This window comes from Solwaraspora sp. WMMA2056, from assembly GCF_030345095.1.
In the GTDB taxonomy this organism is placed as follows: Bacteria; Actinomycetota; Actinomycetes; order Mycobacteriales; family Micromonosporaceae; genus Micromonospora_E.
Genome location: NZ_CP128360.1, coordinates 6,580,694 through 6,606,539 on the forward strand (window position 1 = coordinate 6,580,694; position 25,846 = coordinate 6,606,539).

Here is a 25,846-nt window from a genome sequence, read left to right on the forward strand (position 1 = left end):
CGTCGTCACGCCATGTTCGCGCGCCTCCGGGCAAGGAGAAGCAGCGCGATACCCATGGCCACGAGTGCACCACCGCTGGTGATCAGATTCGTGGTCGCGCTACCGGTGACCGGCAGCCCCACGTACCGGAAGGCGACCGCGTTCGAGGTGCCGTTCGGTGTGGTCACCGTGATGGTCGTGTGCTTGACGTCGCACGGCGGAGTGACGAAGGTCAGCGAGGTCCCGGAACTGTTGACCGTGACCTTGTTCGCTGGGATCGTCTTGCCGCAGATCGTCACGGTCGTCTGGCCCGGGATGAAGCCGCTGCCTCCGACGACCACTGTGGTCCCGCCGTTGGCCGGTCCCTGACCGGGGTCGACCGAGTCGATCACCGGTGCCGGGCCACCCGAGTAGGTGAAGCCGTCCGGAGCGACCGCGTCGTCACCCGGCAACACCACCACCACATCAACCGGACCCACCGGCCCCGGCGGCGTCACCACCGTCAACGACGTACCCGACGGATCCACCACCAGATCAGTCCCCGGCACACCACCGAACGTCACATCAGTCGCCCCAGTGAACCCGGAACCCGTGATCGTCACCGTGGTACCACCCGTGTTCGGACCCGAATCCGGCACCACCGAATCAATCGTCGGCGGCACATAGGTGAAGATCCCCGCATCCGCAGTACCAGCCGGGAACACCAACACCACATCAGCCGGACCAGCAGCACCCGGCGGAGTCACCACCGTGATCTCCGTACCAGCCGGATTCACCGCAAACCCCGTACCCGCCACGCCATCAAACGTGACACCGGTAGCCCCAGTGAAACCCGAACCAGTAATCGTCACCGTCGTCCCACCAGACGTCGGCCCGAAATCAGGATCCAGACCCGTCACCACCGCATCCGAACCATCAGCCAGATACGTGTACGCCAACGGATCAGTCGAACCACCATCAGTGGTCACCACCACATCGACCACACCAGGCGCATGCGCCGGAGTCACCGCCGTCAACGACGTACCCGACGGATCCACCACCACATCAGTAGCCGGCAACCCGTCAAACGTCACCGCCGTGTCACCCGGCACAAACCCCGAACCCGTGATCGTCACCGTCTGACCACCAGACTGCGGACCAGAATCCGGATCAATCGACGACGCAGTCGGCGGCCCGACCACATAGGTGAAGCCGTCCGGAGCGACCGCGTCGTCACCCGGCAACACCACCACCACATCAACCGGACCCACCGGCCCCGGCGGCGTCACCACCGTCAACGACGTACCCGACGGATCCACCACCAGATCAGTCCCCGGCACACCACCGAACGTCACATCAGTCGCCCCAGTGAACCCGGAACCCGTGATCGTCACCGTGGTACCACCCGTGTTCGGACCCGAATCCGGCACCACCGAATCAATCGTCGGCGGCACATAGGTGAAGATCCCCGCATCCGCAGTACCAGCCGGGAACACCAACACCACATCAGCCGGACCAGCAGCACCCGGCGGAGTCACCACCGTGATCTCCGTACCAGCCGGATTCACCGCAAACCCCGTACCCGCCACGCCATCAAACGTGACACCGGTAGCCCCAGTGAAACCCGAACCAGTAATCGTCACCGTCGTCCCACCAGACGTCGGCCCGAAATCAGGATCCAGACCCGTCACCACCGCATCCGAACCATCAGCCAGATACGTGTACGCCAACGGATCAGTCGAACCACCATCAGTGGTCACCACCACATCGACCACACCAGGCGCATGCGCCGGAGTCACCGCCGTCAACGACGTACCCGACGGATCCACCACCACATCAGTAGCCGGCAACCCGTCAAACGTCACCGCCGTGTCACCCGGCACAAACCCCGAACCCGTGATCGTCACCGTCTGACCACCAGACTGCGGACCAGAATCCGGATCAATCGACGACGCAGTCGGCGGCCCGACCACATAGGTGAAGCCGTCCGGAGCGACCGCGTCGTCACCCGGCAACACCACCACCACATCAACCGGACCCACCGGCCCCGGCGGCGTCACCACCGTCAACGACGTACCCGACGGATCCACCACCAGATCAGTCCCCGGCACACCACCGAACGTCACATCAGTCGCCCCAGTGAACCCGGAACCCGTGATCGTCACCGTGGTACCACCCGTGTTCGGACCCGAATCCGGCACCACCGAATCAATCGTCGGCGGCACATAGGTGAAGATCCCCGCATCCGCAGTACCAGCCGGGAACACCAACACCACATCAGCCGGACCAGCAGCACCCGGCGGAGTCACCACCGTGATCTCCGTACCAGCCGGATTCACCGCAAACCCCGTACCCGCCACGCCATCAAACGTGACACCGGTAGCCCCAGTGAAACCCGAACCAGTAATCGTCACCGTCGTCCCACCAGACGTCGGCCCGAAATCAGGATCCAGACCCGTCACCACCGCATCCGAACCATCAGCCAGATACGTGTACGCCAACGGATCAGTCGAACCACCATCAGTGGTCACCACCACATCGACCACACCAGGCGCATGCGCCGGAGTCACCGCCGTCAACGACGTACCCGACGGATCCACCACCACATCAGTAGCCGGCAACCCGTCAAACGTCACCGCCGTGTCACCCGGCACAAACCCCGAACCCGTGATCGTCACCGTCTGACCACCAGACTGCGGACCAGAATCCGGATCAATCGACGACGCAGTCGGCGGCCCGACCACATAGGTGAAGCCGTCCGGAGCGACCGCGTCGTCACCCGGCAACACCACCACCACATCAACCGGACCCACCGGCCCCGGCGGCGTCACCACCGTCAACGACGTACCCGACGGATCCACCACCAGATCAGTCCCCGGCACACCACCGAACGTCACATCAGTCGCCCCAGTGAACCCGGAACCCGTGATCGTCACCGTGGTACCACCCGTGTTCGGACCCGAATCCGGCACCACCGAATCAATCGTCGGCGGCACATAGGTGAAGATCCCCGCATCCGCAGTACCAGCCGGGAACACCAACACCACATCAGCCGGACCAGCAGCACCCGGCGGAGTCACCACCGTGATCTCCGTACCAGCCGGATTCACCGCAAACCCCGTACCCGCCACGCCATCAAACGTGACACCGGTAGCCCCAGTGAAACCCGAACCAGTAATCGTCACCGTCGTCCCACCAGACGTCGGCCCGAAATCAGGATCCAGACCCGTCACCACCGCATCCGAACCATCAGCCAGATACGTGTACGCCAACGGATCAGTCGAACCACCATCAGTGGTCACCACCACATCGACCACACCAGGCGCATGCGCCGGAGTCACCGCCGTCAACGACGTACCCGACGGATCCACCACCACATCAGTAGCCGGCAACCCGTCAAACGTCACCGCCGTGTCACCCGGCACAAACCCCGAACCCGTGATCGTCACCGTCTGACCACCAGACTGCGGACCAGAATCCGGATCAATCGACGACGCAGTCGGCGGCGCCGGCGCGGCTGGGCGTTCGCAGGTGGCCTCCGCGATGATGACTTCACCGACTGGAATGCTCACCGGGATCCCGAGGACCTCTCCGGTGAGAGTCGCGGTAAGCACGATGGTGGCCGCCGCCGCGCTGTCGGCGGTGACGGTCTCGGTACGCGACAGCGACACGTCGAGCGTCGCTCCGACCAGACCAGGCACCGTCACCGCGGCGCTCACGTCGAGGCTCGGCCCATTGGGAATTAGCACCTCGGGTGAGCCGAACACGGTCAGCCCGACCAACGTCGTGTCGGCCGTCTGCGGCCCGACGAACGGGCAACTGACAGCGGCCTCGACCGCCGAGGCGGTCAGCACATTCACGCCGAGGATGTCCAATGACACGTCGGCGACTGAGGATGAGGCGAACGACGAGATCGGGCCTCTGGTCGCGCTCACCTCCAGGACGGTGCCGTCGGCGGCGACGCCGATGGCACCCGGCAGAGTGATGTCAATCAGGGTCTCGGTCTCGGTGCCGCCGGCGGGTGGGGCGTCCACCGACCCGATCACCGCGCTGGCCTCGATCACCGGAATGCCGAGCACTTCTGCGGACAGGTCGACGATCACGCCTCTGGCATGCGCGTCGCCGGGGGCGGCGTAGGCCGGTGTGGTCACCGCCAAGCCGCCAGCGGTCCCAAGTAGCGCGGCCAGGGAGAGGCCGGCGACTCGTTTCATTGTTGACTGCACGTTTCCCTCGTCTCGTCCTCAACAGGTGCCGGACGGGCCTCAGGGCCCATCCATCACAAACAAGAACGATCACAAATCGGGCAAGTGGCGCAAAACGCGAGACGGTCATGTGGTTCGAGACGTCTGTCGACCGCGAGTGCGCTGGCCGGACCGCGAGGCGTCGGCTGAACGAATCCATTTCCGCCATTCGCCGGATGCCACCCGGGCCAGCGGCTAGGGTTGCCGTCCGTACGCCACCGGAACGCAGCCCGTATAGTCGGCCGGTGCAGCATCCCGGTTCACCCGACACCGCACCCCCGCCGCAGGTCGCCGTGGCCACCGCCGCCGACCGTGGCCGCACCGTCGACACGCTGGTCGCGGCGTTCGTCGCCGACCCGGTGCTGCGGTACCTGTTCCCTGACGACGCCAGCTACCCGCACTGCGCCGGGGCCTTCTTCGGCCGGCTGTTCGACCGCCGGGTGCCGCACGGCACGGTCTGGACCGTCGGTGGCGGCGACGCGGTGGCGATGTGGCAACGGCCGGACGTCGACGCCGCCGACACCGGATCCGGCGACACCGACGACCTCGCCGAGGTGCTGCCCGCCGACGCACTGGCCCGGGTCCGCCGGTACGACATGGCCGTGCACGCGGCGCTGCCGGCCACCCCGTTCTGGTACCTCGGGGTGCTCGGCACCCGGCCGGACCGGGCCGGCCAGGGGTGGGGTGGGGCGGTGATGCGGGCCGGGCTGCGCCGAGCCGCAGCCGACGGCCTGCCCGCCGTCCTGGAGACCAGCAACCCGGCGAACGTGCAGCGGTATCAGCACGCCGGTTGGCAGGTGGTCCGGCAGATGGCGGCCGACCCGCTGACCATCTGGATAATGCAGCACTCCGGTCTGGACTGATCCGGCGGGATCCGCGTCACAGCGGTGCGCGGTCACCGGCGGGTAGCTTGATGGCCGCGCGTGGCGGGGGCCGGTGTGGTCCACGGGGACGGGAGGTCGCGGTGCGGTACGTGGCGATCGGTGACAGCTTCACCGAAGGGCTCGGCGACGAGCTGCCCGACGGCACCACCCGGGGCTGGGCCGACCTCGTCGCCGCCGGGCTCGCCGCCGCCCACGGCACGACCGTGCAGTACGCGAACCTGGCGATCCGGGGCCGGTTGCTGGAGCCGATCGTCACCGACCAGCTGGACCGAGCGCTGTCGATGTCCCCCGCCCCGACGATGATCACGCTCAACGGTGGCGGCAACGACATGATGCGCCCCGGTGCCGACCTGGACCGGCTGCTGGCGCTCACCGAGGGCGCGGTCCGCCGCTGCGCCGCCGCCGGCGTACGGCTGGTCCTGCTCAGCGGCGGTGACCCGAGCGCGCGGTTGCCGTTCGGCAACGTGATGCGCCGGCGCGGGGTGGCGCTGACCGCCGCCACCGCGGACCTCGCCGCCCGGCACGGCCTGGAGTTCGTCGACGTGTTCAGCGACGTCGAGATCCGCCGCGAGCAGTACTGGTCGACCGACCGGCTGCATCTGAACTCGGCCGGGCACCGTCGGGTAGCGAGTCTGGTGCTCGCCGGGCTCGGGTACGCGACCGAGGCGCACGTGGTCGAGCCGGCACCGGCCGGTACGCGACGAGGTCTGCTGGCCGAGGCCCGCTACTACCGGGAGTTCGTGGTGCCGTGGGTGCACCGGCGGTTGCGGGGCCGATCCTCCGGCGACGGGCGGACCGCGAAGTACTTCGACTGGGTGCCGGTCCAGCCGGCCTGAACCGACCGCGCGGCTGGGGCTGCTCGGCCCGGCCAGCAATGTCCCCGGGCGTCACCAGCCGCGCAGGAAGCGCAGGCCGAGCAGGAAGGCCACCACCGCCGGACCGGCGAGCAGGGTCACCGCTTGCAGCCGGTACGGCATCTGGTGCCGGCCGAGGTCGACCGCGTTACCGAGGACCGCGACAGCCGCCAGCATCATGAACGCCCCCCACCAACCGGTGCCCGCGAGATCGACGACGCCGGTGGTGATCAGCAGGAACGTCGCACCGAGCCCGGCACCGGTCAGGCTCAGCAACGCGACCGTACGGTGTAGCCCGCCGCCGAGCGGATGCTCCGGCCGCCAGTGGTAGGTGCCAGCAATCGCCAGGCACGGCAGGATGATCATCACCGGCCAACCGACGCCCGTCAGCCCCAACATGAGCAGCGTCCCGACGGCGAAGACCAGGGCACCGGCGCAGGCGATCACGTACCCGCCGAAGGCCCGACCGCCGCCCCGGGCCAGCAGCGGCCCGCCGCAGGCAGCCAGCAACGCACCAGGTACCAGAACGAAGCCGGCCCACCAGTGGAACCGGCCCGTCGCCTGGGCAAGGGCGGTCACCGTACCGGTGGCCAGGGCCCCCGCGCCGATTCCGGCGAGCCAACCGCGTCGAGTCTGACCGTTCGTGTCCACGACGACGACTCTGCCGGCCGGCATGCCGGCGCACCATCCGGCTAGCCCTACCTCCGACGGTCAGAAATCCCCGAACCCGCCGAAGTCACCGCCACCGAAATCGCCGCCACCGAAGTCCTCGCCACCGCCGAAGTCCTCACCGCCGGAGAAGTCCTCACCGCCGGAGAAGTCCTCGCCACCGGCTCCGGCGTCGTCACCGGCGGCGGCGCCGGCGTCGTAGCCGGGGTCGCCGAACGCCGGGGAGAACAACGCGCTGAAGATCAGCATGCCGCCGAGGGCACCGGCCGCACCGGCCAGCGCCGGCTTCCACAGCGGCTGGGAGTACCAGCCGGCGGGCACCGGCCGACCCTGGTGGTAGCCGCCCGGGTAGTAGTGCGGGGTCTGCGGGCCCGGGTTGGGCCCGGCCCGGAAGGTCTGCCCCTGCACGTCGACCTCGCGCTCCTTGGTGAGCTGCCCGGCACCCCGGGCGGCGGCCAGTGGCGGCAGCTCCGGGCCCGGGTCGATGCCGAGCGCCACCCGGGCGGCCCGCACGTAGGCCAGCCCTTCCAGGGCGGTCTCCCGGGCCAGCTCGAACTGGGTGACGCTGCGGGCCTGCTCCAGCTGCGAACCGGCGGCGTTGTAGCGCTCACCGGCGTCCAGCAGGGCCTGCTTCACCGCCGGGGCGTCGCCGTGCAGGTTCATCACCTGCCCGCCGAGCCGTTCGTACCAACGCTGCGCCTCGGCGCGGGCGTCGGCCAGCGCGCGCTCCTTGCGGGCGGTGCTCTCCCGCCGCCACCACAGCGCACCGCCGGCGAGCAGCGCCACCAGAACCAGGAGCAGAAGAAATTCCATGCCTACGACGGTAGCCGCCCTGATCCACCACCAGCCAACACCGCCGCCAGCCGACACCGCCGGCACGACGGGCGTACGTCGTGGGTGTTTGACATGCTTCCCGACGTGGATGTCTCGACGGTGGCGGTGGTGGTCGTCTGTCTGGGTTGTGGTGGGGCGCTCGGCTGGCTGGCCGCGCGGGCCCGGTCGGCGACGGAGATCGCCCGCCTGGCCGCCACCCTGCAGGCGACCAGGGACGGTGAGGGGCGGCTGGAGCAGTCGCTGCGGGCCTTGTCGTACGAGGCAACCGCCCAGTCGCAGGAGGCGGTGGCGCGGGCGGTGGCGCCGCTGCACGACACGCTGCGCCGCTACGAGCAGCGCGTCGCCGAGCTGGAGCACGACCGGGTCGACGCCTACGCCGAGCTGCGTGAGCAGGTGCGGGCGATGACGACGGTCTCCGGCGAGCTGCGGACCGAGACCAAGCAGCTGGTCGCCGCGTTGCGTGCGCCACAGGTGCGGGGCCGGTGGGGGGAGCACCAGCTGCGCCGCATCGTCGAGGCGGCCGGAATGCTGGAACACTGCGACTTCGCCGAACAGGTCACGGCGAGCACCGACGAGCAGTCCGTCCGGCCCGACCTGGTGGTCCGGCTGCACGGTGGGCGCAGCGTGGTGGTCGACGCGAAGGCGCCGTTCGACGCGTACCTGTCGGCGATGGAGGCACGGAAGGAGCGGACCCGCGACCAGCAGCTGGACGGCCACGCCCGACAGCTGCGGGCGCATGTGGACGCGTTGGCCGGCAAACGGTACTGGTCGGCCTTTGCCCAGACCCCCGAGTTCGTGGTGCTGTTCGTGCCGGCGGATCCGTTCCTGGACGCCGCGTTGCAGCGGGATCCGACGTTGTTGGAGCACGCATTCAGTCGGGACATCGTTCTGGCCACTCCGGCGACGTTGGTGGCGTTGCTGCGCACGGTGGCGTATTCGTGGCGGCAGGAGGCGCTGGCCCGCAACGCGGTGGCGGTGCACTCGCTGGCCCGGGAGCTGTACGGGCGGTTGAGCACGCTCGGCGAACACGTGACGAAGCTGGGCAACGCGTTGGGCGGCGCGGTCACCGCGTACAACCGGGCGGTGGGTTCGTTGGAGGCGCGGGTCCTGGTGAGTGCCCGCAAGCTGGCCGATCTCGGGGTCTCCGACGCCGAGCTGGCCGCGCCGGCCCAGGTCGAGGTGGTGCCGCGACAGGTGCAGGCACCGGAGCTGGATCCGGTGGCCTCCGGCACGGTCGACGACAGCCGGCCGTACCTGACACACGACGGGTCGGACACGTCCCGAGTGGACGGGTTGAGCAGGAAAACTCTCGATTGACCTCACTCATTGCAGGCAATTCGCTACCGTCTCACCGGTCATTCAAAAATGTGCATGTCACGGGCTGGTCACAACGCGGTGAGAAGTAGTGACAGCGATCGTCCGGAGCACAAAGGATGCGGTCACACGTGTCCTGCACCCCAGGGCCCAGTTCTTCCGGAGGAAGAGAACGTGAGTAAACCCCGCATCTGGAGGCGGCGAACCTCTGCCGCGCTCCTGGCATCCGTCATGGCAGCCGGTGCCGTGACGCTGGCGGGTGGTGCGTCCACCGCGAGCGCCAACCCGTCGACCGAAGCCGACGTTTTGAAGGACACCCCTGCCGATACGTTGGGGTCACGCGACCTTGACCTGCTCGCCGAGGCCGAGGCCAAGAGTGAGCAGAGCGTCACACTGCTGGTCGCCACCGACAAGGGCCAGGCCCCGAAGGTCGCCGCGGAGCTGAAGAAGCTCGGCGGCGTCATCGGCAACCAGGTCGACGAGGTCGGTTACGTCCGGGCCCGGGTGCCGACGGGCAACGTCATCAAGGCATCGAAGCTCGCCGGCGTCGCCGCGATCGACCTCAACGAGACCATCCAGCTGCCGGACCCGACGCCGGAGAGCCTGCCGGCCGCTTCCTCCGTGGCCACCGAGTCGACCGGTCCCGGACCGGACACCGGTGCGGTCAACCCGTACATGCCGACGAACGAGACCGGCGCGGTCTCGTTCAAGAAGAGCCACCCCCGCTGGGACGGACGCAACGTCGTCGTCGGCATCATGGACTCCGGCGTCGATCTGGACCACCCGGCGCTGCAGACCACCACCACCGGTGAGCGCAAGATCGTCGACTGGGTCACCCCGGTCGACCCGGTGTACGAGAACGACGGCACCTGGCGGCCGATGCTGACCCAGGTCGCCGGCCCGAGCTTCAGCTACGCCGGGGTGACCTGGACCGCACCGGCCGGCACCTACCGGATCAACCTGTTCTCGGAGAACATCACCGTGGGCGGAGCGTCCGGCGGTGACGTCAACCGCGACGGCGACACCACCGACCGGTTCGGCGTCCTCTACGACCCGGCCACCGGCGACGTGCGGGTCGACACCAACCAGAACTTCGACTTCACCGACGACGCGCTCATGCGCCCGTACAACGAGCGTTTCGACGTCGGGCACTTCGGCGCGGACGACCCGGCCACGCCGATCTCCGAGCAGGTGCCGTTCGTCGTCGAGTACCGCACCGGCGTCGACACCACCCCGGTCGGCGGCCCCGGCCTGGTCGACTACGTCAACATCGGCCTGATCTCCTCGTCGCACGGCACCCACGTGGCGGGCATCGTGGCCGCCAACGACATGCTCGGCAACGCCGACTTCGACGGCGCGGCGCCCGGCGCCAAGCTGGTCTCCTCCCGGGCCTGCACCTTCGCCGGCGGCTGCACCGCGGCGGCGCTCACCGACGGCATGGTCGACCTGGTCCTCAACCGGGGCGTCGACATCATCAACATGTCGATCGGCGGCCTGCCGGCGCTCAACGACGGCAACAACGCCCGTGCGACGCTCTACAACATCCTGATCGACGAGTACGGCGTGCAGATGTTCATCTCCGCCGGCAACTCCGGCCCCGGCACGAACACCATCGGCGACCCGTCGGTAGCGTCCAGCGTGGTCAGCGTCGGCGCGAGCATCAGCAAGGACACCTGGCTGGCCAACTACGGCTCCGAGGTCAACGTCCGCAACGGGATGTTCAACTTCTCCTCCCGCGGCCCGCGTGAGGACGGTGGCTTCAAGCCGAACATCAGCGCGCCGGGCTCGGCCATCTCGACGGTCGCCGGCTACGAGGCGGGCGGCCCGGTCCCCGAGGCCGGCTACCCGCTGCCACCGGGCTACGCGATGTACAACGGCACCTCGATGGCCGCCCCGCAGGCCACCGGCGCCGTCGCGCTGCTGCTGTCCGGAGTGAAGGCCAACGACCTGGAGGTCAGCACCGCGCAGCTGCGGCGGGCGCTCTACAGCGGCGCCCGGTGGATCAACAACGTGCCGGCGCACACTCAGGGCAACGGCATGCTGCACGTCGCCGACACCTGGAAGCTGCTGCGCGAGGGTGTCACGACCGCGGAGTACACCGTGGACGCTCCGGTCTGCACCCCGATCTCGGAATTCCTGGCCACCCCGCACCGGGGCACCGGCGTCTACAACCGGTGCGCGGCCGACGCCGGCGGGCACCGGCCGGGCCAGTTCAAGTCCTACCCGGTCACCATCACCCGGACCACCGGCCCGGACGTCGACCTGCTGCACAAGCTCGACTGGGTCGGCAACGACGGCACCTTCGCCGCCCCGGGTCAGGTCGTCCTGCCGCTGAACGAGCCCGTCACGATCAACGTACGGGCCACCCCGGCCAGTGGCGTGCGCAGCGCCATCCTGCGGGTGGACAACCCGTTCACCTCGACCGTGGACTTCGAGTTCATGAACGCGGTGGTCGTGTCCAACGCGCTGACCAGCCCGGAGTACGGGTTCAGCGCCTCCGGCAGGGTCGCCCGCAACGGCTTCACCTCGTACTTCGTCACCGTGCCGGAGGGTGCGACGGCGCTGCAGGTGAACCTGTCCGGAATCGCCGAAGGGTCGCAGACCCGGTTCCTCGCGATCAACCCGTACGGTGTGCCGTTGGAGTCCGGCAGCAGCCTGATCTGCTTCACCAACTTCTCCGACCCGAACGTCTGCAAGCCGGACGAGCGGGACTACCAGAACCCGCTGCCGGGTGTCTGGGAGATCGAGGTCGAGTCGCGGCGGACCTCGCCGATGCTGCAGAACCCGTACACCCTCACCGCAGAGGTGCTGGGCGTGGCGGTCGACCCGGCCACCACCGTGCTGGAGGATGTCACGCCCGGTGAGGCGACCCCGATCGAGTGGGAGATCAGCAACACGTTCGGCCCGGTCACCGTCGCCGGCCAGGGCGGATCGCTCGGCTCGTCGAACAGCGAGCGGCCGACGATCGCCGACCTCGAGACGCAGTCCTTCCAGGTGACGGTTCCGGCCGGGGCGACCCGGTTGTTCACCAAGATCGGCAACACCAGTGATCTCGGTGCCGACCTGGACCTGTTCGTCTACCGTGCCGGGACGCTCGTCGCCTACAACGCCGACGGTGACTCGGAGGAGCAGGTCACGATCAACAACCCGGCACCGGGCGTGTACGACATCGAGATCGAAGGATATTCGGTGCCCACCGGCACGACCGAGTACGACTACCTGGACGTGTTCTACTCGACCGGGCTAGGCACGATCGAGGTCGACCCGACAGCGGTCGATCTGGACAACGGTGACAGTGCCACCATCACCGGCAGTGTCACGGTCGACGCCGCTCCGGCGGCCGGTCGGGAACTGTTCGGCGAGATGCTGGTCGTCACCGATCTGGGCGCGGTCATCGGACGCGGCGGCGTCTCGGTCAGCTCGGTGAGCTGACCGCTCGGCCAACCAGCAGAAGGGGCCCATCCCGTAGGGGATGGGCCCCTTCTCGCGTACCGGCGCGACGAGTGCCCGGCGCGGACCCGCCGGGTCGACGCGACCCGGCGTGCCGTTACGGCCGCTACGCCTCGGTCCGGTCCTGTTCGCGGGCGCGCAGCGACTCCTCGCGGCTGGGATAGCCGCACCGCTCGACGAGATCACCGGTCGCCGCGACGAAGGCTTCGTAGATGTCGTCGTCGAAATGGTTGAGCCAGTCGCCAGCCTTGCCCTTGCGGTAGTGGGCCTTCGCCTCGGTCTCCAGGCGGGTCTTGCGCATCCGGGCGAACCCGTGCCGGTCGAGCAACGCCGTCAACTCCGCCGACGGCAGCACGATCCCGCAGTGGCGCATCAGCTGGTCGACCTCGTCGACCTGCCGCTCACCGGTGAGATCTTCGTACTTGAACAGCCGGAAGGTCTCCGCGGGGGGCGCGACGACCCAGGAGCGCAGCGCCGAGAAGAGGTTGGTGTCCTTCAGATGCTGGATGACGTACAGCAGGCCTTCCTTGCGCGGAAGCTCCTGCAGGATCTTGCGATGGTGCAGGATGTCACCCATCGGGGTGTGCGAGTTCCGCAGCGAGAAGTACCCGGAGACGACGATGTCGCGCGGATCCCGGGTGATGAAGAACGCCCGGTACTTTTCCGGCTTGGGGATGGCGCTGAAGCGCTTGTACCCGACGAAGAGCGACGAGGCCATCCGGCCGGGCGGGATCGCGTCGGGGTAGCGCCGCCGGTGCACCCGCTGGTCGAAGGGCAACAGCCCGGAGTAGCGGTACACCACCGGGTCACTGACCAGCGCCTTGACCCACTGGCTGGCCGTCTTGCGCACCGTACAGTGATAGACGTTGTCGTATTCGCTGCGCGCCACCACCGGAACCGTCAGGCGGCTTCGCGCGTTCCGCGTCTCCAGCATCGTCCACCGCACCGCGATACGCACGGGACTCGGCGTGTGGTGCTTGGCGAACGTCCAGGTCCGATTAATCAGCGTCTTAGCCCTTGTCTGTGCCCGGGCGAGGGTCACCTCACCTCAGGGGGAGATGATGATGCACGCGGGCGGCCCGGTCAACCTGGGCACGCGCGGTGCATCCGCCGTCGCCAGGGGTGCCCACGCCGCGTCGGTCCGGGCCGAGGTGACGCCGGCTCAGGCCGGTTCGACCCGCTGCACCACGAACGGCACGCCCTGCTGGCAGGTGGTCATCAGGTCCGCCTGGACGTGCCCGGTGACCCGCACCCGGGCACCGGCCCGGACCAGGTCCGCCGGCCCGCCCACCAGCAGGTAGCCGTCCAGCAGGAAGCAGTTGTGCTCGACGCCGGGCTGCACCGTACCGGTCAGGGTCATCGGCCGGGCGGAGCCAGTCGGCAGGTCCTCCGGCGGACCCGGGGTCTGCGGGGTCGGACTCACGGTGACTCCTCCACTCGGTGGCGTCGGGGCCGACGTCGAGGGCGCGGCCGTGGTCGGCGGCGAAGTCACGGCCGTGGTCGGCGCGGGGTCGGTCGGGTCCGGCTCGGTGCCGGGCCCGCCGGCGCCGCACCCCGACGCCAGCATCAGACAGACCAACAGCAGTGGTACGCCGATCCGAGTCGCTCTCATATGATCTAGGACGCGACGGCGCGGACGTCCGTTCCCGCAGCCGCCGCCTTCATGTCCCGCCGCAGCTCGGACGGGAGCGAGAAGGCGATCGTCTCCTCGACCGTGGTGACCGTCTCCAGGTCGGTGAAGCCCCGCGCGGCGAGGTGGTCGACCACCTGCTGCACCAGCTCGTCGGGCACGCTGGCGCCGGAGGTCAGCCCGACCGTCGTCGCGCCGACCAGCCAGGCGTCGTCGATCTCGGCGGCGTAGTCGATCAGATGACCGGACCGCGCGCCGGCGTCGAGCGCCACCTCGACCAGCCGGACCGAGTTCGACGAGTTGCGGGAGCCGACCACCAGCATCACGTCACACTGCGCCGCGAACTGCTTGACCACCTGCTGGCGGTTCTGGGTGGCGTAGCAGATGTCGTCGGTCGGCGGTGACTGCAGCATCGGCAGCCGGCGCTTGAGCCGCGCCACGGTCTCCATCGTCTCGTCCACCGACAGCGTGGTCTGGGACAGCCAGACGACCTTCTCCGGGTCCCGTACCGTGACCGAGTCGGCGTCGGCCGGGCCGTCGACCAGCTGAATGTGCGCCGGGGCCTCGCCTGAGGTGCCGATCACCTCTTCATGGCCTTCGTGCCCGATGAGCAGGATGTCGTAGTCCTGGGCGGCGAACCGGCGGGCCTCCTGGTGCACCTTGGTCACCAGCGGGCAGGTCGCGTCGATCGCCTTCAGCGAACGCTCCCGGGCCTGCTCGTGCACCTCGGGGGCGACGCCGTGGGCAGAGAACACCACGGTCGCCCCGTGCGGGACCTCCTCGTTCTCCTCGACGAAGATCGCACCCTGGGCCTCCAGGGTCGAGACGACGTGCTTGTTGTGCACGATCTGCTTGCGGACGTAGACCGGGGCACCGTACAGCTTCAGCGCCTCCTCGACGGTCTGCACCGCCCGGTCGACCCCGGCGCAGTAGCCCCGGGGGTTGGCCAGCAGCACCCGCTTGGGTCGGACCGGATTCGCCTCACGCTCGCTCACCCGGCCGAGTCTACGTGCCGTCCGCCCGGACGGCAGAGCACGAGCGGCAGGGCGCGACGGCGTTGTCGGGGTCCGCCCGTACCCTGGCCGGGTGACCGACACCGAGACGACGCCGCGCAGCACCGCGGACGATCCGTGGCCGGTCCGGGTGGTCAGCCAGAAGATCAGCGCCTGGATCGGCCGGCTCGGCTGGGTCTGGGTCGACGGCCAGGTCGCGCAGATCAGCCGCCGGCCCGGCGCGACCACGGTGTTCCTGACCCTGCGGGATCCGGCGGCCGACCTGAGTCTGACCGTCACCACCCACCGGGACGTGCTCGACGCCGGTGCCCCGGAGCTGGCCGACGGTGCCCGGGTGGTGCTGCGCGCCAAGCCGGAGTTCTACCCGGCCCGGGGCACGCTGAGCCTGCGCGCCGACGAGATCCGCCAGGTCGGTCTGGGTGAACTGCTGGCCCGGTTGGAGAAGCTGAAGCGGCTGCTGGCCGCCGAAGGACTGTTCGACCGGGCCCGCAAACGCCGCCCACCGTTTCTGCCGCAACGTATCGGGCTGATCACCGGTCGGGCCTCGGCCGCCGAGCGGGACGTGTTGACCAACGCCCGCCGCCGCTGGCCGGCGGTCGACTTCCGGGTGGTCAACGTCGCCGTGCAGGGCCCCACGGCGGTGTCGCAGATGCTCGACGCGCTCGCCGTGCTCGACGCGGACCCGTCGATCGACGTGATCGTCGTCGCCCGGGGCGGCGGCAGCGTCGAGGACCTGCTGCCATTCTCCGACGAGGCACTGTGCCGGGCGGTGTTCGGCTGCCGGACCCCGGTGGTCAGTGCGATCGGCCACGAGACGGACACCCCGCTGCTGGACTACGTGGCCGACGTACGCGCCTCCACCCCGACGGACGCCGCGAAACGGCTGGTGCCGGATCTGGCCGAGGAGCAGCGGTTGATCGCCCTGGCCCGGCACCGGCTGGACCGCGCGGTGCTCGGCATGCTCGACCGGGAGTCGCACCGGCTGGAGATGGTGCGGTCCCGGCCGGTGCTGGCCCGCCCGCAGGTGCTGCTGGAGGGCCGGGCCGGTGAGGTCGACGTGCTGCGTGACCGGGCCACCCGCTGCGTGGCGCACCGGCTCGCCGCCGGCACCGCCGAGCTCGGGCACACTCTGGCCCGGCTGCGGGCGCTGTCACCGGCGGCGACCCTCGACCGGGGTTACGCGATCGTGCAGGACGCCGCCGGCCAGGTGGTCCGCTCCCCCGACGACGTGGCCGCCGGTGACCCGCTGCGGCTCCGGCTCGCCGGTGGCGACCTGCCGGCCGTCGCCGCCCGACGTGATTGACGAGGCAACCCAGGTGAGTACGAAGAAGGCAGCCACCGCCAGCGCCAGTGCCGCAGGCGGGTCGACCGGCGAAGCGGCCGCGACGGCGGAATCGTTGAGCTACGAGCAGGCCCGCGCCGAGCTGGCCTCGGTGGTGGAGCGGCTGGAGTCCGGCGGTACGTCGTTGGAGGACTCGCTGGCGCTGTGGGAACGCGGCGAGCAGCTCGCCGGCATCTGCCAGCGCTGGCTCGACGGTGCCCGCCAGCGCCTCGACACCGCCCGTCAGTCCCGCCCGACCACCGACTCCTGACACCGCCGCGATCTTGCACTTATCGCGAAGAAATGTCCGAATTGTCGGTCGATAAGTGCAAGATCGCGGCGGGTTGGGAGACGTGGGCGCTGACGATACGCCAGCCGGCGGGGCCGCGTACCCAGGTCTGCGACTGCCGACCAGGGTCGGCGGGGTCAACGGGGTCGGCGGGGTCGGCGGGGTTGGCGGGGTCGGCGGGGTGGTAGTCGAACCGGCAGGTGACCACGGCGACGTCGGCACCGAAGGTGGTCACAAGCACCTCGTGCAGCCGCCGGCCGGGCGGCAACGGCGGTTGCGCCGCCCGCCAGCGGCGCTGCTCGTCGATGCCGTACTGGTGGTCGGCGATGCCGAAGCGCACCGTGTGCTCCGACGACCAGAACCAGCCGACGATCGCCGCGACGTCGTTGTCGACCAGCGCCTTCTCGTAGCTGTCGAAGGCTTCCCGGACCTCGGCGCACACGTCAGGGCGGTTCACCTCGGCGCCCAGATCCAGGGGGTTCACCTCGGCGCTCACGGGGTGGCCGTCCCGAGGGCGGCGAGCAGGTCGGTCGAGTCGGCGACCCAGCCGAAGATGCCACCCTGCGCGGCGATCATCTCCAACCCGACGGTGTGGAACTGCGGGAAGTACGAGCCGACGCAGTCGGCGAGTACCAGGCACTCGTAGCCGCGGTCGTTGGCCTCCCGCACGGTGGTGTGCACGCAGACCTCGGTGGTGACGCCGGTGACCAGCAGACTGGTGATCGATCGTTCGCCGAGCAGGCCGTCGAGTTCGGTGGCGTAGAAGGCACCCTTTCCCGGCTTGTCGATCACCGGCTCACCGGGGACCGGCGCGAGCTCGTCGACGATGTCGTGGCCGTACTCGCCACGGATCAGGATCCGGCCGTACGGTCCAGGGTCACCGATGCGCCGGCTCGGCGCCCCACGTTGGCGCTTCGCGGGTGGGCAGTCGGACAGGTCGGGCAGATGTCCTTCGCGGGTGTGCACCACGGTCAACCCGAGCGCCCGGGCGGCGGCCAGCACCCGGCGCAGCGGGTCGATCGTGCGCCGCAGCTGGCTGACGTCGTTGCCGAGGCTCTCGCCGAAGCCACCCGGCTCCAGGAAGTCGCGCTGCATGTCGATGACGAGCAGCGCGGTGGTGGCCGGTTCGAAGGCGTACGCCGCCGGCCGGGCCGGCACCTGCACCAGATGACGGTGCGCCACGGGCCTGCTCACCGCTCGGTCGCCGCGATGACGTCGTCGGCGGTGGCCACGGCGCCGAACACTCCGCCCTGCATGGTGACCATGTGCAGGGCGGCGGTGTGGTTGCCAGGGTCGGTGGCACCGGTGCAGTCCGACAGGATCAGGCACTCGTAGCCGCGGTCGTTGGCCTCGCGCATCGTCGTGTGCACGCAGACGTCGGTGGTGATCCCGGTGAGGATCAGGTGGGTGATCCCGTGGGTACGCAGGACCAGGTCGAGGTTGGTGGCGTAGAAGGCGCCCTTACCGGGCTTGTCGACGACGACCTCGCCGGCCACCGGGGCGACCTCGGGCACGATCTCCCAGCCGGGCTCGCCCTTGATCAGGATTCGGCCGCACGGGCCGGCGCCGCCGATCTCGGCGCCGATGCGGGCCGACCGCCACTTCTTGTTGGCCGGCAGGTCGGACAGGTCCGGCGCGTGCCCTTCGCGGGTGTGCACCACGAGCATGCCGAGGGAGCGGGCGTGGGCCAGCAGCCGGGCAGTGGCCGGCAGGCCGGCCCGGGTGAGGCTGATGTCGTAGCCCATGGCGTCGACGTAGCCGCCCGGGCCGCAGAAGTCGGTCTGCCAGTCGATGCAGAGCAGCGCGGTGCGTTCGACCGGCGCGGCGCCGTCGTACGGCCAGAGGTAGGGGTCGGCCTTGACCGGACCGATGCGGGCCATCGCGCCTCCTTCGTCAGTACAGTCGATTGTCGACCGTACTGTTTCCGGCAGCGCATTCTGCGGTAACGAGCGTGTGACGCCGTCACCGGCCGAGCGATGGCCGGGCTGGTCAGCCGAGGTACGTCCGGGCTCCGTGGGCGGCCAGCTCCCGCAGCACCACCGCCGGGTCGCCCGCCTCGATCGCGGCCAGCAGCCGCTCGTGCCGGTGTACGCCGTCGACCGGCTGCGCCACCTCGGCCTCCCGACGCAGGTTGATCGCCATGTACAGCTGCAGCTTCACCAGCACCGACTCGTAGACAGCGGTCAGCTGCTGGTTGCCGGCCAGGCCGACCAGTTCGACGTGGAACCGCCGGTGTGCCTCGGCGATGCGCAGCCGGTCGGCGACCGCCGTCGCCAGCCGCATCTCCTCGATCGCCGCCCGCAGCCCGCCGAGTACGCCGGCCCGGCGCACCGGCAACGCCGTCTCCACGGCGTACCGCTCCAGAACGTCGCGGACCGCGTACAGCTCCTGGACGTCCCGGTCGGACAGAGTCGCGACCCGCACCCCGCGCCGCGGCACGTGCTCCACCAGGCCCTGCTGGGCGAGCAGGCGCAGCGCCTCACGCAGCGGTGCCCGGCTGATCCCGAGCCGGCGGGTCAGGTGCTCCTCGACGAGCCGCTCCCCCGGGTCGGTCTTGCCGCTGAGGATCTCGCGACGCAGCCGCCGCACAGCCAGCTCCACGAGGCTGATGCTCTCCAGCTCACCATCCACCGACGATGCGGCCACGTCGCTCACCCCGTTGAGTCTGCCACCCGGGCCGCGCAACCGGTTTCCCGCCCGTTTCCCGCGCCAGCGCGGCCGACCGACCGGGCCTCACCTGGCGGCGAGTGCGGTGGCCAACGCGGTGAACTCGCTCTCAGTCGCGCTACCGACCAGCAGGACGCTGCGCCGCGGGGTCAGCCACACCAGGGCGCGTTCGCCGGGCCGCGCCGCGTACCACTGCCAGGTCGCGGCCCCGATCTGGACCTGACCCTGCGGCTGCGCGGTCGCGGTCAGCTCGGCCACCAGCAGCTGCGGGACCGGCCGGGAGCTCTGCACCAGCTGCAGTGCTCCGCCGTCGGCGGTGACGTAGCCGATCCGCAGGGTCGGCCCCTCGGGGCCCGCCGGCCGGTACCCGGCGCTCACCGGATGCCAGTCCGGGCCCAGTCCGGCCGGCTCCAGCACCGGAAACTCGCCGGCCGACCGGGCCTGTTCGTAGGCCGGGCCGGGGTCGATCTCCACCGGCTCGTCGCCACCCAGAAGGACCTGGTACCCGACGAACACCAGCAGGATCGGCACCAGCAGGACGGCCAGCGACATCGCCATGTCCCTGGGCGAACGCCCCGACCGGTCACCGCCAGCGGTCGACGCACCAGCGGTCGGCCCGGCGCCCAGGGTGGTGCTCGGGGTGGCGGCGGCTCCGGCAGCTCGCTGCGCGGCGGCCCCGGCGGTCGGCTCGGCTGCGTCCATCGTTCCATCGTCCCAGCCCACGACGGTCCGCCGCGTGGGGCCCCGGCGACCCGCCCCGGTGCACCCGCACCGGCACGCCCGCGGCCGGACGTGCCAGGATTCCTCCAGGACCTGGCGCCGCCGGGGCGGGGTCGGCACGCACCCGCCGACAGCCGCCGCGCTCCAGGGCCCACGCCCCGCACCGTCGCGAGGAGGAGCCCCGATGCCCGAAGCCCGTACCCGACAGCCGCAGAATCTCGACCGTAACCTGGCCCTGGACCTGGTCCGGGTCACCGAGGCCGCCGCGATGGCCGCCGGCCGTTGGGTGGGTCGTGGTGACAAGGAGGGCGGCGACGGCGCCGCCGTCGACGCGATGCGCAAGCTGATCAACTCGATTCAGATGCGCGGGGTGGTGGTGATCGGCGAGGGCGAGAAGGACAACGCCCCGATGCTGTACAACGGCGAACAGGTCGGCGACGGCACCGGTCCCGAGGTCGACGTCGCGGTCGACCCGATCGACGGCACCACGCTGATGAGCAAGGGCATGCCCAACGCCCTCGCCGTGCTCGCGGTCGCCGAGCGGGGCGCGATGTTCGACCCGAGCGCCGTGTTCTACATGGAGAAGCTTGCCGTCGGCCCGGACTGTGCCGACGTCATCGACATCGACGCCGGTGTGCGGGAGAACCTGCGCCGGATCGCCAAGGTGAAGAAGTCCAGCATCTCCGACGTGACGGTGAGCATCCTGGACCGGGAACGCCACGGCGAACTGGTCCGGCAGGTCCGCGACGCCGGCGCGCAGATCCACTTCCTCTCCGACGGTGACATCGCCGGGGCGATCTCGGCCGCCCGCGACGAGTCGGACGTCGACGTGCTGATGGGCATCGGCGGCACCCCGGAGGGGATCACCGCCGCCTGCGCGCTCAAGTGCATGGGCGGGGCGATCCAGGGCAAGCTCTGGCCCCGCGACGACGACGAACGGGCCAAGGCCGTCGCGGCCGGGCACGACCTGGACCGGGTGCTGGACACCGACGACCTGGTGACCGGCGACAACTGCTTCTTCGTCGCCACCGGCGTGACCTCGGGCGACCTGCTGCGCGGCGTACGGTACCGGGCCGGCGGTGCCTACACCCAGTCGATCGTGATGCGGTCCAAGAGCGGCACGATCCGGGTCATCGACTCCTACCACCGGTTGGAGAAACTGGCGCTCTACTCGGCGGTCGACTTCGACGGCCGACCGATCGCCGAACTCGACGCCGGCGACTGAGCAGCGCCGACATCTGCCCAACGCCGGAACTGGCAGCGGCAGCGCGGGCCGGCGGGTCAGGTCCCGTCGGAGGAGTGACCGGGGAACAGGTGCGCGCTGGGGTCGATGGCCACGGCGGCGTTGTTGACCGCCGTGGCCGCCTCGCCGAACCCGGTCGCGATGAGCCGTACCTTGCCCGGGTAGTCGGCGATGTCGCCGGCGGCGAAGACCCGGGGCAGGTTGGTGGCCATCGCGCTGTCCACCCGGATGTGCCGCTTGTCGAGCGCGAGGCCCCAGGTCGTGAGGGGCCCGAGATCGGCGGTGAAGCCGAGCGCCGCGACCACGGTGTCCGCCGGCACGGTCTGCGGGCCGCCGTCGCCGGTGGTGATGTCGACGCCGGTCACCCGGGTGGTGCCGTGTACCGCTGTGAGCTGGGCGTTGACGACGATGCGGACCGGTAGGGCACGCACCCGCTCGACGGTCGCGGCGTGGGCCCGGAACCGGTCGCGGCGGTGCACGATGGTGACCGAGCGAGCCAGCGGCTGCAGGGCCAGCGCCCAGTCGAACGCGGAGTCACCGCCGCCGACGATCACCACGTCGTGCCCGGTGAGGTCGGCGAGCCGGGGCACGAAGTAGACGATCCCGTCGCCGCTGAACCCGGCCGCCGCCGGCAGCGGCCGGGGGGTGAAGCTGCCCATCCCTCCGGTGATCACCACCGCACCGCAGGCCAGCCGCGCACCGTCGGCCAGGCCGAGCACCGGCCGGCCGTCGACCAGGTCGAGGGTGTCGGCGCGGACACCGAGCAGGTACTCGGGCTGGTACGGCGCGGCCTGCTCGACGAGGTTCGCCACCAGCTCCCGACCCTTGATGACGGGGAACCCGGCGATGTCGAAGATCGCTTTCTCCGGATACATCGCCGCCACCTGACCGCCCGGGGCCGGCAGGGCGTCGATGACGGCCGTGGACAGCCCCCGGAATCCGGCGTAGTAGGCGGCGAACAACCCGGTCGGCCCGGCACCGACGATCGCCACGTCGACTGCGCGCATCCCACCACCGGACCTCTCGCCGTCGGGTCCGCGTCGACCCGTTCGTCGAACGTAGGTCCGCCCGTCGCGGCGCGGCAACCCATTCCCACCTGGGTGGACGCCTCCGCCCAGGTCAGGGCATGGTGAGTGGGTCCGACTCGTACGGGTCGTAGCTGCGTCGGCGGAACAGGATCGCCGCGAGCACCCCGCCGACGAAACCGAACAGATGCCCCTGCCAGGAGATCAACGCGTCGGTGGGCAGGATGCCGACCAGTTGCCAGCCGTAGAGCAGGCCGACCAGCAGCACCACGCCGAGGTTCCACCAGGTGCGCTCGACGATGCCGCGCATCAGCACCAGGCCGAGGTAGCCGAAGACGACCCCGCTGGCACCGACGACGACGGTGTTCGGTGAGCCGGTGAACCACACGCCGATTCCACTGACCAGGATGATCACCAGGGTCGAGTAGAGGAACCGCCGTACCCCGGCGGCCAACACGAAGGTGCCGAGCAGGATCAGTGGCACGCTGTTGCTGTAGAGGTGGTCGAAGCCGTGGTGCAGGAACGGGGCGAAGAAGACCCCGTCGAGGCCGGCGATGCGCCGGGGAATGATGCCGGCGCTGTAGTCGAAGCCGGCATTGAGCCAGACGTCGAAGGCCTCGATGACGAAGAGCACCGGCACGACGGCGCACATCGCGACGAAGGCCCGGCCGAGCGAGGCGTAGAAGGCCTCGGTCCCGAACCGGTTCGGGTCGCCGCTGGAGGATGACACGCCGTACGCCATCCTCAAGTAGCTATCAGGTCCGCGCAACCGTTGCCACCCGAGCGCGCGGACGGGCGGAAAAACCCGGCGGCGGTACGGAGTCCTCCGTACCGCCGCCGGGTGTCCTGCGCTGTGCCCGGGTGTCGGACCGGGTCGCAGCCGAGCTGGTCAGTACCAGCCCTCGGCCTGCGACATCTGCCACGCACCGCAGGGGTTGGTGTAGCGGTTCGCGATGTAGCCGAGACCCCACTTGATCTGGGTCGCCGGGTTGGTCTGCCAGTCGGCACCGGCCGAGGACATCTTGTTGCCCGGCACCGCCTGGGGGATGCCGGTGGCACCGGAGGCCGCGTTGTAGGCCTTGTGGTTCCAGCCGCTCTCCTTGTTCCAGAGCTTGTTCAGGCAGGCGAACTGGTCGAGGCCCCAGCCGCGCTCCAGGGTGAGGGCGCAGCCGATGGCCCGGTTGCCGCTGAACTCGTCGCAGGAGGCGGGAATCTCGCCGGTGAACGGCACGGTCGCGCCAGAGTTGGACGGCTGCTGGGCCGTCTGTTCCTGCTTCTGCTGGGTGACCTGCTCGGCCCGCTTGACCTTGGCGGCCTCGGACTTGGCGGCAGCGGTGGCCTTCTCCGCTGCCTCCCGCTCTGCGGTTCGGCGCTGCACCGTGACCCGCTGATGCTCGGCGCGGCGTTGCCGGAGCAGTTCGAGCTCGACCTGCTCGGCCTGTGCCGCCAACCGGGCGTCACTGATGCGTTGCTGGGTGTCCCGGTCACTCTCCAGGTAGAACCCGCCAGCGACGCCTGTCACCAGCAGGCCGACGGCGAGTGCCCGGAGACCGAACCGACTCCACAGCCGACTCACGAAGTGGTCCCTTCGTCGGGGGCAAGGGCACGGCGGTACGCCGACCGCAGCGCCCGGCGAGGGGCGCGGCGGGGCGGGCACGCCGTGAGCGCCCGACCGGGTGGGTCGCGCGCCGGCCGACCGTGATGGGGGTCGGTCGGCGCGCCACCACCGACGTCCGTCGACAGGCCGCCGCCGGTGCGCGCGCTCGCCGACCACCATCGCGCACGGTGAGGCCCTTGGGAAACGCGTGATCGTCATTGTGACATTGGTCACGCCGCACTTCGGGGTGAATACGGACGTAACACCCCCACGCAGTGGCTCAGCGTGGGATGTCCTCCAGCAGATCGGTAACCATTTCGGCGATGGGCGACCGCTCCGAACGGGTCAGGGTGACATGCGCGAACAGGGGATGGCCCTTCAGCGCCTCGATCACCGCGGTCACGCCGTCGTGCCGCCCGACCCGCAGGTTGTCCCGCTGGGCGACGTCGTGGGTGAGCACCACCCGCGACCCCTGGCCGATCCGGGACAGCACGGTCAGCAGGACGTTGCGTTCCAGCGACTGTGCCTCGTCGACGATGACGAACGCGTCGTGGAGGCTACGGCCCCGGATGTGGGTCAGCGGCAGTACCTCGAGCATGCCGCGGGCGAGCACCTCCTCCATCACGTTCTCGTGCACCACCGCGCCGAGGGTGTCGAACACCGCCTGCGCCCAGGGCGACATCTTCTCCGACTCCGAGCCCGGCAGGTAGCCGAGCTCCTGGCCGCCGACGGCGTACAGCGGACGGAACACGATCACCTTCTTGTGCCGGCGCCGCTCCATCACCGCTTCCAGTCCGGCGCACAGGGCCAGCGCCGACTTGCCGGTGCCGGCCCGCCCACCCAGCGAGACGATCCCGATCGTCTCGTCGAGCAGCAGATCGAGGGCGATCCGCTGTTCGGCGGAGCGGCCCCGCAGGCCGAACGCTTCCCGGTCACCGCGGACCAGCCGTACCGTCTTGTCGGCCATCACCCGCCCGAGCGCGGAACCACCGGTGCCGTGCAGCACCAGCCCGGTGTGGCAGGGCAGCCCGGCGGCGCTGTCCAGGTCGACCGCGTCGCCCCCGTACAGCTGGGTGACCTGCTCGTCGGTGGGTTCCAGCTCCGCCATGCCGGTCCAGGTCGGGTCGCTGGCCTGACCGTGCCGGTACTCGTCGGCGACCAGACCGACCGACGCCGCCTTGACCCGCAGCGGCATGTCCTTGCTGACCAGGACGACGTCGCGACCCTCGGCACCCATGCTCAGCGCGACCGACAGGATCCGGGTGTCGTTGGACTCGTTGCGGAAGCCCGGCGGCAGCACGTCGGTGTCCGCGTGGTTGAGCTCGACCCGCAGGGTGCCGCCGACGTCGTTGGCCGGCACCGGCTGGTCCAGCCGGCCGTGGCGGACCCGCAGTTCGTCGAGCATCCGCAGGGACTGCCGGGCGAACCAGCCCAGCTCCGGGTGGTGCCGCTTGCCCTCCAGCTCGGAGATGACCACCAGCGGGATCACCACCTCGTGCTCGGCGAAGCGGTGGAACGCTCCCGGGTCGGACAGCAGGACCGAGGTGTCCAGCACGTACGCACGGGAGGGGGTGGCGGGCTCCGATCGGTCGGTGCCGGCGGACGTGCCCGTCGACCGGGACGCGGTGGACGCGTCCGAGGTGCGGCGGCGGGTCCGGCTGCGGCTGGACGGGACAGTGGCGGTCGGGTCCTGATCGGCCCGGGGGGTGGTACGTCGACTCGTCACAGGCCTGCTCCGTCGGGCGTGCACCCGGTCCGCCCGCGATCCGGCTCCACCGGGGCCCGGGGGCACGGGTCGGATGCGGAACCCATGCGAACAGCAGGTCCGGAGCGTCCGGCTGGTCCAGGACGACCCTGAACCATGCTTAGACGCTAGCTGCCGGATCCCGGCCTCGGCTAGGCATCCGAGCCGATCTTCGAAGCCGTTCCCACCCGTCGGCCGTCCCGGCGGCCCGCCGTACCGGTCCGCGAAACAGCGTGGACACGTGCCGGACACACTCCTGACCCGCCCTCGTGCGGGGTGGCCGGCCGGGATGCGCACCCCCTGCACGCATCCCGGCCGGGAGGAGCCCGGCGCGGTGACGCCGGTGCTCCCCGCGCGGCGGCGCGTCCGCCTCAACGCCGACGCCGCGCTCGG

General features: G+C 70.3%; 22 protein-coding genes. 7 read left to right on the top strand and 15 right to left on the bottom strand.

Annotated features, from left to right (window positions below):
- Nucleotides 1–5 precede the first annotated feature (5 nt).
- On the bottom strand, nucleotides 6–4,061 hold the full coding sequence (locus O7608_RS29920) for a beta strand repeat-containing protein (protein WP_289207730.1): 4,056 nt from the start codon (nucleotides 4,059–4,061) through the stop codon (nucleotides 6–8).
- A gap of 383 nt (nucleotides 4,062–4,444) precedes the next feature.
- Between O7608_RS29920 and O7608_RS29925 the strand changes: the two genes are divergently transcribed.
- Entirely contained in the window at nucleotides 4,445–5,062 is a 618-nt protein-coding gene (locus O7608_RS29925; RefSeq protein WP_421357523.1) for a GNAT family N-acetyltransferase, read from the top strand.
- A gap of 101 nt (nucleotides 5,063–5,163) precedes the next feature.
- Nucleotides 5,164–5,919, top strand: a complete 756-nt coding sequence (locus O7608_RS29930) for an SGNH/GDSL hydrolase family protein (protein WP_289207731.1) — start codon at nucleotides 5,164–5,166, stop codon at nucleotides 5,917–5,919.
- A gap of 51 nt (nucleotides 5,920–5,970) precedes the next feature.
- Here O7608_RS29930 and O7608_RS29935 read toward each other — a convergent pair whose 3' ends face one another.
- Together O7608_RS29935 and O7608_RS29940 are read right to left on the bottom strand one after the other, a co-directional pair.
- Nucleotides 5,971–6,612 (bottom strand): hypothetical protein, encoded by a 642-nt coding sequence (locus O7608_RS29935; RefSeq protein WP_289207732.1) that lies wholly within the window; start codon nucleotides 6,610–6,612, stop codon nucleotides 5,971–5,973.
- A 36-nt stretch (nucleotides 6,613–6,648) separates the two neighbouring features.
- Nucleotides 6,649–7,419 carry a hypothetical protein gene (locus O7608_RS29940; RefSeq protein ID WP_289207733.1) on the bottom strand — a complete coding sequence of 257 codons (771 nt, stop codon included), beginning with the start codon at nucleotides 7,417–7,419 and terminating at the stop codon, nucleotides 6,649–6,651.
- Nucleotides 7,420–7,512: 93 nt separating this feature from the next.
- Between O7608_RS29940 and O7608_RS29945 the strand changes: the two genes are divergently transcribed.
- A complete protein-coding gene (locus O7608_RS29945) occupies nucleotides 7,513–8,757 on the top strand; it encodes a DNA recombination protein RmuC (RefSeq protein ID WP_289207734.1) in 1,245 nt (414 codons plus the stop codon).
- A 171-nt stretch (nucleotides 8,758–8,928) separates the two neighbouring features.
- Nucleotides 8,929–12,186, top strand: a complete 3,258-nt coding sequence (locus O7608_RS29950; RefSeq protein WP_289207735.1) for a S8 family serine peptidase — start codon at nucleotides 8,929–8,931, stop codon at nucleotides 12,184–12,186.
- Between the two features lie 124 nt (nucleotides 12,187–12,310).
- Here O7608_RS29950 and O7608_RS29955 read toward each other — a convergent pair whose 3' ends face one another.
- From O7608_RS29955 to O7608_RS29965, 3 genes are all read right to left on the bottom strand, one after another.
- Entirely contained in the window at nucleotides 12,311–13,210 is a 900-nt protein-coding gene (locus O7608_RS29955) for a sulfotransferase domain-containing protein (protein ID WP_289211097.1), read from the bottom strand.
- 156 nt (nucleotides 13,211–13,366) lie between these two features.
- Complete coding sequence (locus O7608_RS32235) at nucleotides 13,367–13,816, bottom strand: hypothetical protein (protein WP_289207736.1); 450 nt, start codon at nucleotides 13,814–13,816, stop codon at nucleotides 13,367–13,369.
- Nucleotides 13,817–13,821: 5 nt separating this feature from the next.
- Nucleotides 13,822–14,829, bottom strand: a complete 1,008-nt coding sequence (locus tag O7608_RS29965; protein ID WP_289207737.1) for a 4-hydroxy-3-methylbut-2-enyl diphosphate reductase — start codon at nucleotides 14,827–14,829, stop codon at nucleotides 13,822–13,824.
- Between the two features lie 91 nt (nucleotides 14,830–14,920).
- On the opposite strand from O7608_RS29965, the gene xseA reads away from it, so the two are divergent.
- On the top strand, nucleotides 14,921–16,150 hold the full coding sequence (xseA, locus tag O7608_RS29970; protein ID WP_289207738.1) for an exodeoxyribonuclease VII large subunit: 1,230 nt from the start codon (nucleotides 14,921–14,923) through the stop codon (nucleotides 16,148–16,150).
- 13 nt (nucleotides 16,151–16,163) lie between these two features.
- Complete coding sequence (locus O7608_RS29975) at nucleotides 16,164–16,439, top strand: exodeoxyribonuclease VII small subunit (RefSeq protein WP_289207739.1); 276 nt, start codon at nucleotides 16,164–16,166, stop codon at nucleotides 16,437–16,439.
- A 19-nt stretch (nucleotides 16,440–16,458) separates the two neighbouring features.
- Here O7608_RS29975 and O7608_RS29980 read toward each other — a convergent pair whose 3' ends face one another.
- The 5 genes from O7608_RS29980 to O7608_RS30000 all read right to left on the bottom strand — a co-directional run bounded on the left by O7608_RS29980 (nucleotide 16,459) and on the right by O7608_RS30000 (nucleotide 19,826).
- Complete coding sequence (locus tag O7608_RS29980) at nucleotides 16,459–16,953, bottom strand: AtzH-like domain-containing protein (RefSeq protein ID WP_289207740.1); 495 nt, start codon at nucleotides 16,951–16,953, stop codon at nucleotides 16,459–16,461.
- A complete protein-coding gene (locus tag O7608_RS29985; protein WP_289207741.1) occupies nucleotides 16,950–17,651 on the bottom strand; it encodes a cysteine hydrolase family protein in 702 nt (233 codons plus the stop codon). The genes O7608_RS29980 and O7608_RS29985 overlap by 4 nt, the downstream gene beginning before the upstream one ends.
- Nucleotides 17,648–18,337 (bottom strand): biuret amidohydrolase, encoded by a 690-nt coding sequence (gene biuH, locus O7608_RS29990; RefSeq protein WP_289207742.1) that lies wholly within the window; start codon nucleotides 18,335–18,337, stop codon nucleotides 17,648–17,650. Before biuH ends, O7608_RS29985 begins: the two co-directional genes overlap by 4 nt.
- Nucleotides 18,338–18,446: 109 nt before the next feature.
- Nucleotides 18,447–19,112: a GntR family transcriptional regulator gene (locus O7608_RS29995; protein WP_282225651.1), complete on the bottom strand. Its 666-nt coding sequence runs from the start codon at nucleotides 19,110–19,112 to the stop codon at nucleotides 18,447–18,449.
- 78 nt (nucleotides 19,113–19,190) lie between these two features.
- A complete protein-coding gene (locus tag O7608_RS30000; protein WP_289207743.1) occupies nucleotides 19,191–19,826 on the bottom strand; it encodes a DUF4245 domain-containing protein in 636 nt (211 codons plus the stop codon).
- 202 nt (nucleotides 19,827–20,028) lie between these two features.
- On the opposite strand from O7608_RS30000, the gene glpX reads away from it, so the two are divergent.
- On the top strand, nucleotides 20,029–21,069 hold the full coding sequence (gene glpX, locus O7608_RS30005; protein WP_289207744.1) for a class II fructose-bisphosphatase: 1,041 nt from the start codon (nucleotides 20,029–20,031) through the stop codon (nucleotides 21,067–21,069).
- Between the two features lie 56 nt (nucleotides 21,070–21,125).
- On the opposite strand, the gene O7608_RS30010 is transcribed toward glpX, so the two are convergent.
- The 4 genes from O7608_RS30010 to phoH2 all read right to left on the bottom strand — a co-directional run bounded on the left by O7608_RS30010 (nucleotide 21,126) and on the right by phoH2 (nucleotide 25,264).
- Nucleotides 21,126–22,094 carry an NAD(P)/FAD-dependent oxidoreductase gene (locus tag O7608_RS30010; RefSeq protein WP_289207745.1) on the bottom strand — a complete coding sequence of 323 codons (969 nt, stop codon included), beginning with the start codon at nucleotides 22,092–22,094 and terminating at the stop codon, nucleotides 21,126–21,128.
- 112 nt (nucleotides 22,095–22,206) lie between these two features.
- Nucleotides 22,207–22,854, bottom strand: a complete 648-nt coding sequence (locus O7608_RS30015) for a rhomboid family intramembrane serine protease (RefSeq protein WP_282225647.1) — start codon at nucleotides 22,852–22,854, stop codon at nucleotides 22,207–22,209.
- Between the two features lie 147 nt (nucleotides 22,855–23,001).
- Nucleotides 23,002–23,688: an aggregation-promoting factor C-terminal-like domain-containing protein gene (locus O7608_RS30020; RefSeq protein WP_289207746.1), complete on the bottom strand. Its 687-nt coding sequence runs from the start codon at nucleotides 23,686–23,688 to the stop codon at nucleotides 23,002–23,004.
- Nucleotides 23,689–23,989: 301 nt separating this feature from the next.
- The gene (gene phoH2, locus O7608_RS30025; RefSeq protein ID WP_289207747.1) at nucleotides 23,990–25,264 is read right to left on the bottom strand and encodes an RNA 5'-3' helicase PhoH2; all 1,275 of its coding nucleotides are present in this window, start codon (nucleotides 25,262–25,264) and stop codon (nucleotides 23,990–23,992) included.
- Nucleotides 25,265–25,846: the final 582 nt, after the last annotated feature.